6 protein-coding genes are annotated in these 8,076 nt (G+C 51.2%); 1 reads left to right on the forward strand and 5 read right to left on the reverse strand.

What is annotated here, in order from left to right; genetic code table 11:
• Window positions 1-98: 98 nt before the first annotated feature.
• Complete coding sequence (gene corA / locus BUE76_RS02745) at window positions 99-1,196, reverse strand: magnesium/cobalt transporter CorA (protein ID WP_073046478.1); 1,098 nt, start codon at window positions 1,194-1,196, stop codon at window positions 99-101.
• 98 nt (window positions 1,197-1,294) lie between these two features.
• Complete coding sequence (locus BUE76_RS02750; protein ID WP_073046475.1) at window positions 1,295-2,029, reverse strand: hypothetical protein; 735 nt, start codon at window positions 2,027-2,029, stop codon at window positions 1,295-1,297.
• Between the two features lie 209 nt (window positions 2,030-2,238).
• On the opposite strand from BUE76_RS02750, the gene BUE76_RS02755 reads away from it, so the two are divergent.
• Window positions 2,239-3,702, forward strand: coding sequence for a M48 family metalloprotease (locus BUE76_RS02755; protein ID WP_143157423.1), 1,464 nt, complete (start codon window positions 2,239-2,241; stop codon window positions 3,700-3,702).
• Between the two features lie 268 nt (window positions 3,703-3,970).
• Here BUE76_RS02755 and BUE76_RS02760 read toward each other — a convergent pair whose 3' ends face one another.
• The 3 genes from BUE76_RS02760 to BUE76_RS02770 form a co-directional block, all read right to left on the reverse strand.
• Window positions 3,971-4,987: a fatty acid desaturase gene (locus tag BUE76_RS02760; RefSeq protein WP_073046472.1), complete on the reverse strand. Its 1,017-nt coding sequence runs from the start codon at window positions 4,985-4,987 to the stop codon at window positions 3,971-3,973.
• 478 nt (window positions 4,988-5,465) lie between these two features.
• Entirely contained in the window at window positions 5,466-6,227 is a 762-nt protein-coding gene (locus tag BUE76_RS02765; protein ID WP_073046468.1) for a hypothetical protein, read from the reverse strand.
• A gap of 71 nt (window positions 6,228-6,298) precedes the next feature.
• Window positions 6,299-7,624 carry a hypothetical protein gene (locus tag BUE76_RS02770; RefSeq protein WP_073046466.1) on the reverse strand — a complete coding sequence of 442 codons (1,326 nt, stop codon included), beginning with the start codon at window positions 7,622-7,624 and terminating at the stop codon, window positions 6,299-6,301.
• Between the last annotated feature and the right edge of the window lie 452 nt (window positions 7,625-8,076).

Raw genomic sequence — 8,076 nt, forward strand, 5'->3', positions numbered from 1 at the left:
GTGTCCTTATCATAATGCTTACTTAATGGCTGCTTACCAAAGGAAATTGTATCACCAGGAACTCCTACAAATCATTTCCAAATCATACACATCCGCGGTTAAAACCAACCCCTCCTTTTAAACATCACCAGCATCCACACCGGTATCAGCAGCATGGCGCCAACGGCAGTGTAAAAACCCCAGGTGTTGTGGGCGGTGGGTATCACATCGAAGTTCATCCCGAAGACACCACCGATAACAGTTGCAGGTGCCAGCAGGCAGGTTACAATGGCCATCACTTTCATCACCTCATTCATCTTCAGGTTCACGTTGTTGATGTATAAATCCTGCATCGAGATCATGATATCGCGGTAGTTTTCGCTGAGGTCATAAGCTTGTATGATGTGGTCGTACACATCCTTGAAATACTTGGTAGTGCGGTCATCAAGCAGCTCACTTTCGGAGCGGATGATACCGCCAATAAGATCGCGTACCGGTGCAATATTTCGTTTCAGTACAATCAGTTCTTTGCGCAGGAAATTGATGCGCGCCAGCGAACGGGTATTGCTGTTGCGGATCACTTCTTCTTCGGCCGATTCGATACAGGCACCCAGTTTTTCCATCACAAAGAAGTAGTTGTCTACGATCAGGTCGAGCATGGTATAACAGAGATAGTCGGCGCCACGCTGGCGCAGCTTGCTGTTGTTGATCTTCAGCTTTTCGCGGATGGGATCAAACACATCGCGGCTGGGATCTTCCTGGAAGGTGATCACGTAGTTTTGCCCCAGCACAATGCTGATCTGCTCCTGCTCCACCGAGTTGGTCTTGCTATTGAAATAAAGCATGTTGAGCAGGCAGTACAGGATGCCTTCCACTTCGTCCATCTTGGGTCGCTGGCCCATACTCAGGATGTCTTCAATGATCAGCGGGTGGATGCCATAATGAGCGCCCGCCTTTTCCACATCGGGCTTGCACAAGCCATCAACATTGATCCAGCTTACCTGTGGCTGATCGCGAAAAGGAAAACTTTCTTCCACCTTCTGCAACTCGGTAGACTCCAGGTGGGTACTGTCGTAATGATAAACAGTGATCTGCGTTTTGTCGGCGTCTTTGCGCACAACATCATCGGTAGGTGTGGCCTGGAGTATTTGCTTGGTACGTTCGGTACCAAACAGCGAAAAGGGAACAAGATATCGTAGGTATTTCTCGGGACTCATGTTGTGCTGATGGGTGAAAGTTAAACCAATGCACGCTGCCATGCCATTTACACCCTATAAAAAAAGCCTGTACGTTACAGGCTTGATCATTTGCAATGCTAGAAGGCGGCTTTTGCAGGGGGCGACTCCAGCCCGTTATAGTGTTGTACCGCTTCGGTGGCTGCCCGTTCCCAGGCCAGTTCACGGTCACGCTGTTGCTTTTGAAAAGCGTCCATTTCTTTTTGTTGGGTCGCAAAGAAAGGCGCCAGGTCTTTAGGCTTTTTTACTTCGGTATACTTGCCCTTGTGCAACACAAAATAACGGTCGCGGGCTTCGATGCGCTGCTCTTCAGATGCCGAGTTGAAAGGTTTTTCGGTAACCAGCCGGCGCTCCCGCAGCTTCAGCAACTGCAGCGGCCCGTCGGCCAGCAGTTCGTACCAACCGCTCTTGGGCGCATCGGGCGGCAGGGCAATGCTGTTTACCAGGGTATGCTCCGTACCACTTACCGTATCGCGGATCACCAGTTGCTTCATGGGCACCTTGGTTACCCTTTCCATCCCTTTGGTGTCGCGGTACTGCAGTTCATTTTCCACGAGGTTCAGCCGCACCCTTACGCCTTCGTAACCCGTACCATTGCCCAGCACCACTATTGCCGGCAGGTAATGATCGAACAGGTAAGGGCTGCCGGTAGCCACCCTGCTGTACCGGGTTTGGTTTACCGGAAAGCCATCGAAGGTGGTGTAAAAATGACTGGAGCGCTGTACGCTGATGCCTACACTGGCGGCAGGACCTGCACCACCCTGTGCCTGGGCAAGGGTAGGTAACAATAAAATGCTAAGCAGTGCGATACGCATATTTGTTTCGGTTAAAGGAGTTGAAGAAGCTTTTTAAGACCCGGTATCAGTAGCAATTTACAAAACCTGTATTTCCGGTTCGCAACGGCACCGGCGCCTGGTATATAATCTTTCCAAAAGGCAGTACCCAAAGGCTAAACGTGCAATAGATATGCATATTTCCCATGGCACCGCCATTGCATTGTATATAAGGAATAAAACACAAGATTATGAAAACGCCCTACCGGCAGATGCGTTCCATCTGCCTGGCAACCCTGGTTGCCGCCGTACCTTTTGTTTTTGAGCATTGTGCCCGCAACCCTGTTACGGGCAAAAGGCAGGTAGCCCTCATCTCCGAAGAGCAGGAAATAGCCATGGGCAAAGAAGCCGATCCCGCCATCATTGCCCAATATGGCCTGTATGAAAACCAGGCTTTACAGGCTTTTATCAACGAAAAAGGCAAGCAGATGGCCGCCATCTCGCACCGGCCCGGGCTTGATTACCAGTTCCGTATTGTTGATTCCGATATCCTCAACGCCTTTGCCGTTCCCGGTGGCTATGTATATTTTACCCGCGGCATTATGGCGGCCTTCAACAACGAAGCCGAGTTTGCCGGTGTGCTGGGTCACGAAATAGGCCATATCACGGCCCGCCACAGCGTTTCGCAACAAAGCAAGCAGGTGCTGGGCCAAATCGGCCTCATTGGCGGCATGATCCTTTCGCCCACCATTGCCCAGATGGGGCAGGAAGCATCGCAGGGGCTGGGATTGCTGTTCCTGAAATTTGGCCGCGATGCCGAACGCGAATCGGACCGGCTGGGTGTGGAATACAGCACCAAAATAGGCTATGACGCCAGCGAGATGGCCGGCTTTTTCAATACCCTGCAGCGCCAAAGCCAGGCCAGCGGCGCCGAGGAGCTGCCCAACTTCATGAGTACCCACCCCAATCCCGGCGAACGCAATACAACAGTAGCGCAGCTAGCCAAGGAGTGGAAAACAAAAGCACCGCAAGCCAGTTATAAGGTAGGCCGCAACGAATACCTCCGCCGCATTGATGGTATCGTTTATGGCGAAGATCCCCGCGGTGGTTATATGGAGTCTGGCGTTTTTTACCACCCCGTAATGAAGTTCCAGCTGCCGGCACCACAAGGCTGGCGTTATGCCAACTCACCGCAGGCGGTACAGTGGGCCGAGCCCAACGGGCAGGCCATGATGATGCTTACACTTGGACAAGGCACTTCACCCCAGCAGGCCGCTCAGGCCATGGTGCAGCAGTACCAGCTGCAGGTAGTGGAAAGCCGCGAGGTACAGGTGGCTGGCCTGCCCGCACTGGCGGTAGTAGCCGACCAGCAGCAACAACAACAGGGTGCCGCCATTCGTACCCTCAGCTACCTGATCCAGTACAATGGTGCGGTGTACCACCTGCTGGGTGCCAGCAGTGCCGCGGGTTTCAACAATTTCGCTGCCTTGTTTCAAAACCAGATGCAGGGCTTCAGACCGCTCACCAATGCTGCCAAGCTGAATAAGCAACCAGAAAAGGTGCATGTAAAAACCGCAGCTTCCGCCATGACGCTGCAGGCTGCCCTGCAACAGCAACGCGTTCCGCAAAACCGATTGGAAGAGATGGCCATCCTCAATGGCATGAAGCTTACCGACCGGCTGGATGCGGGCATGATGTATAAGGTGGTGCAGTAAAGAGCGGAGCCAAGCTGTTGGCTGTTAGCTGCAAGCTGTTAGCTATAAGCTGCAAGAAGTTTATGACCGCGGCATGTATGGTGTCATTACAACAGAAAAGCGCAAAAGCTTTGAAGGTTGCAGAAGGGTAAACTAGGTTTACCTTTCATGGCCCCAAAGCTTTTGCGCTTTCGTGTTTTGAAACAACGCTGGATCGTTTGGCAACTGTTGGATCAACTACTGCAAACTTTACTTGTAGCTTGCAGCTAACACCTTGCAGCTTTTCTCCCTACTGTTTCGCCAGGTATTTCCGTAAAAACTCTTTTTTGGAATCGCGGTAAGAAGATACCGCTCCCAATCTATACATACCGATGATGTACAACCAGGCAAGATCCAGCTGGTAAGGCAGGAAGCCTGCACGGGCACTGCCGGGATACAGGTGGTGGTTGTTGTGCCATTCGCCCGAAAAAAGCCCCGGACGGGTTTGGTTGATCGACAGGTTGCTGCGGTCGAAATCAATACCGTCTTTATGCGCTTCGTGGCCTTTGCCATGACCCGTATAGTTGAAGGCACGCACCAGCACAAACCAGAACATGGCCGCACCAAACAGGGCGCAAGCCAGCCCGTGACCACCAATCAGATAAAATACCGTGTACCAAAAAGCCCAGTTGAGCAGCCACAAGGTAACTGTGTACAACGGGGTAGCCAGCGAACCCCACTTCAGGTACTGGGCGTAGGTGTTGAGCTGTACGCCCGTATGTTTCATAAAGTGGTAAGCCCTGTTATAATCAGCTTCATCCAGGTTTTTGTTGATGCTCTGGTGGTTTACATCCGACAGCATGCAGTACCAAAAACCACCCTTGGGGTTGTACGGATCGCCGGGCGTATCGCTTTTTACATGGTGCACATGGTGCGACACGACGTAGATCTCTTCCGGGAATGTTTTAATCACCAGGTTTTGGGTAAAAAAGCGCCAGAAAGGATGTTTGAACGTATAAGCCTTATGCGTACAAAAGCGGTGAAACCAGATGGTGCCGTGTGTACTCATGATGATCATGGCGTATACCACGAAGGCGATCATCAAGGGCCAGGAAAAATAATAGCGCAGGAAAACCACGAAAAACGGTACCATACAGGCGGCCATCACCCAGCTGATGAGGGATATCCAGTTTTTACGGGTTTTGAAAATATTGATACGGGAAAACGCTTCACCAAAAAGCTGCCCTGTTGAGGGTTTTACCAGCTCGCCGTTTTCGTGTTGCCAACCATAGGAGGGCGTTTGCAGAACCTTGTCGATAAATGCCATAATACTAAATAGGAACCGGGTTTACTTATTGCGGGGCTTAGGAATGGTACTCAAACCCCGGGCGAACTGCCGATGGAGCTAATAGATAAAAACGTGTAGCCTGGGAGCAATCGGATTGCGGTATCCCTAGCAATATCGGCAATTAAAGCGCCATAATTGGCGCTCGCCGGTATATTTATGTTTGTTTAAGCTTTAGTTGGCTTGACATTTTAAACCTTAAATACCAATTCTGAAGCCCAAATGCTACTGCAGCCTGTGTTTTCGCAGCGTCTTTCCTGCAGTTTACCGGCCTCCGTGCATTATGTTAAAACATACGTGATGGTACCTCAAAAGGCCCGCAATTGCGGGCCTTTCTTACTTGAACAAACAATAAGCGGTTTTCAAAAGGGCTTATATCAGGGCAGCGAGGCTTAGTTCAGAAACACCTGGTACGCCATTACCAGTATGTTGGGTCGGGCGTTTTTTCACGCCTGGCCTTTTAGCCGGTGCGCTTATGCGCACCGGGCGTTTTGGGATTATAAGTCAACTCCAGCACCAGGGCATGAACGCTTTTGCTCAACCTGCCGGGCAACTGGTAGCCTGCCGACAAAATCCATTTACTATTCAGGTAACAGGCGCCACCCAGCACCACTTCACTTATGTTGTGGCGGCCGCTGATGTAGTCGGCCTGGAGCACTACTTTATCCTTTACCAGGGCTTGTTCCATCCCGGCCTGTATGCCAATAGGTACATCCCCACCCAACCGGCTGCCTGCACCAAAAAACGAATTGGTAGCACCATAAAGTCCGGCTACGGCTTTAAAACCCACCGCTTCTTCATTCAATACCATGTTGGCGTAAGCATAACCACCCTTGCGCAACACAGTGGTAGTGGTAACGCCATACTGTCCACCTGCGGCTACTGTCAGGTGTTCGCTTAATGAAAAGCGTTTTTGAGCATTCAGGGCCAGGAAAGGATTATAAGGCAATTCATGATCATTGAACGGCATGTGCAGCTTGTGGTCCGTTGCTGCCATGGTAAGTCCCAGGTAATTGACACCCACTTCAAAACCTTTCCCCAGCCCATGGTTATAGGTAGCATTAAACTGCACACCGCCTTTATAAAAGTTCACCTGTTGCTGGAAAAAAGATGCGCCTTTCTGCGTGATATCGGAACTGGGAACGTTGAAAAAGTTTTGTTGTCCTTCAGCGCCCAACTGCAGCAGGAAAAGCAAGGAAAATATTACTGCTAGCTTTTTCATGAGGTTTACATTATTCTGTGTGCTATTGGTAACAAAATCAGAAGGGCACCCAAAAGCACCCTTCCAATTTATTAGTTCAGAAACACCTGGTACTGCACTACCACGCCACCGCGGCGTCCGCTCAGGTCGCCTTTGCCGGTAAGGGCATTGGTATAATACAGGGGGCGGTTTTGGTAGGCTACGGTAAGCTTCGAGGTGTGGCCTTTCAGCAACCAGTTTACACCGGCATCCACGTAGTTCATGTCCTTGCTCAGGCGCTCATAGGCCGCATGTTGCAGCGAGGCATAAGGCATCAGCGTTGTCTTGCCAATCATGTTATCCCTGAACTTATAACCCACCTGCGTGTACACCACGTTGCCGGTTCCATAGGCAGGGAAGCCGTTGCCGGCACCATTGATCAGTGCGGGCTGCAGGCTGCCGTTGGCCATGTTCATGGGCGACTGGTTGCGCAGGTAGTTGGGACCAAAGTCAAAATGCACAAACGTAGCATATGCGCTGATAGCGGTACCCTTTGCCTTGTTGATGGGTGCATCGTAAAACACATCGGCGGCAAACTGCCTCATAGCGGTTGCAACGGTATCGGTGGGTAGTTTACCCATATGCCACATTGCATCGGGCTGGTACACAAAACCGGCCCCGAAATTCAGCACTTTCTTGCTGCCCAGGTAAGTGCCGGTGGTATAAGGTACCGTGTTGGCTTCGGGGTCAAATACCTGGTACTGGAAATAACCATTGGCCTGCATTTTGGCGGGACGCGCCGATACAGTAGCATTAGCCGAGATGGCATTGGTGTAGCCGTTGGTTTTTTGAATAGCCATGGGATGTGCCATTGTCAGGCGATAGTCGATCTTGCCCAGTTTGCCCTTGGCGTAGATACTCAGCTTGCGCAAAAACTGGTCGGTAACATCGTTGGTGCTTTGCTCAAACAGCGGTGCATCCACGCCCAGCAGGGTACCAATGGAAGGCGATGCAAAACGGGCCAGTCCGCTCCAGCCGGTAAGGCCTGCACCCAGCGACAGTTTCTTGCGCACCACCTCATACTCCCCTATGGCATCATGGATAAAGAATCCCTGCTTGCGGTCACTCAGGAAGTTGAAGTTGTTCTCACCAACCTGCGTGTAGATAAACACACGGTCGGCGATCTGCCCGAAGATCTGCATGCGCATGCGGCGGATACCGATATCGCTGTAACGGTCTTTAGCATAACCGTTGATGGTAGAACCGGGGTTGAGTTGGGTATTGCGTGCCCACAATTGCGAGGCCATGGTAAACTTGAGGTACTGCGAGCCGTCGTCATTGAGCAGGATGCGGCGGTCTTTATTCATCTGGGCACTTGCAGCAGTGGTCAGCATCAGGGCTGCGGCTGCAAGGGTAAAAGGTTTTTTAAAAAAATTCATGGTTGGTGTTTTCGAAAGCGGGTTTGGTTTGCCGGGGCATATACCCAAAACCCTGTGATCATGGCGAAAGATTGTGCTGTATCGGTATCCACCTGCATGGTTAGAATCTGTCATCTCGGCGCAGGCCGGGATCCCCTGCTTACGCTCGAACGAATCGAAAGTGGAGGAGATGCCGAAACAAGTTCGGCATGACAAAACCTTACAGCACTATGATCTTTACCTATGTTGGAATAAAATATCGATGTCACAATCACAAGCACCGGAGCAACACAAAAGCCTTTGTGCTACTCCGTGTCCCTTGTGTCTTAGTGGTTTAATACATTAAGCCAAACGCAGCTTTTTGCGGGCAGCCAGTTTGTGCTCCGACAACGGTTTGTGGTTGTGCAAACCCACCAGCTGCACGGTACCGCCGGTAGCTTCATAGTCGTGTTTGAAGTGCTCCAGGTTCTCCA

Source organism: Cnuella takakiae (assembly GCF_001953305.1).
In the GTDB taxonomy this organism is placed as follows: Bacteria; Bacteroidota; Bacteroidia; order Chitinophagales; family Chitinophagaceae; genus Flavisolibacter; species Flavisolibacter takakiae.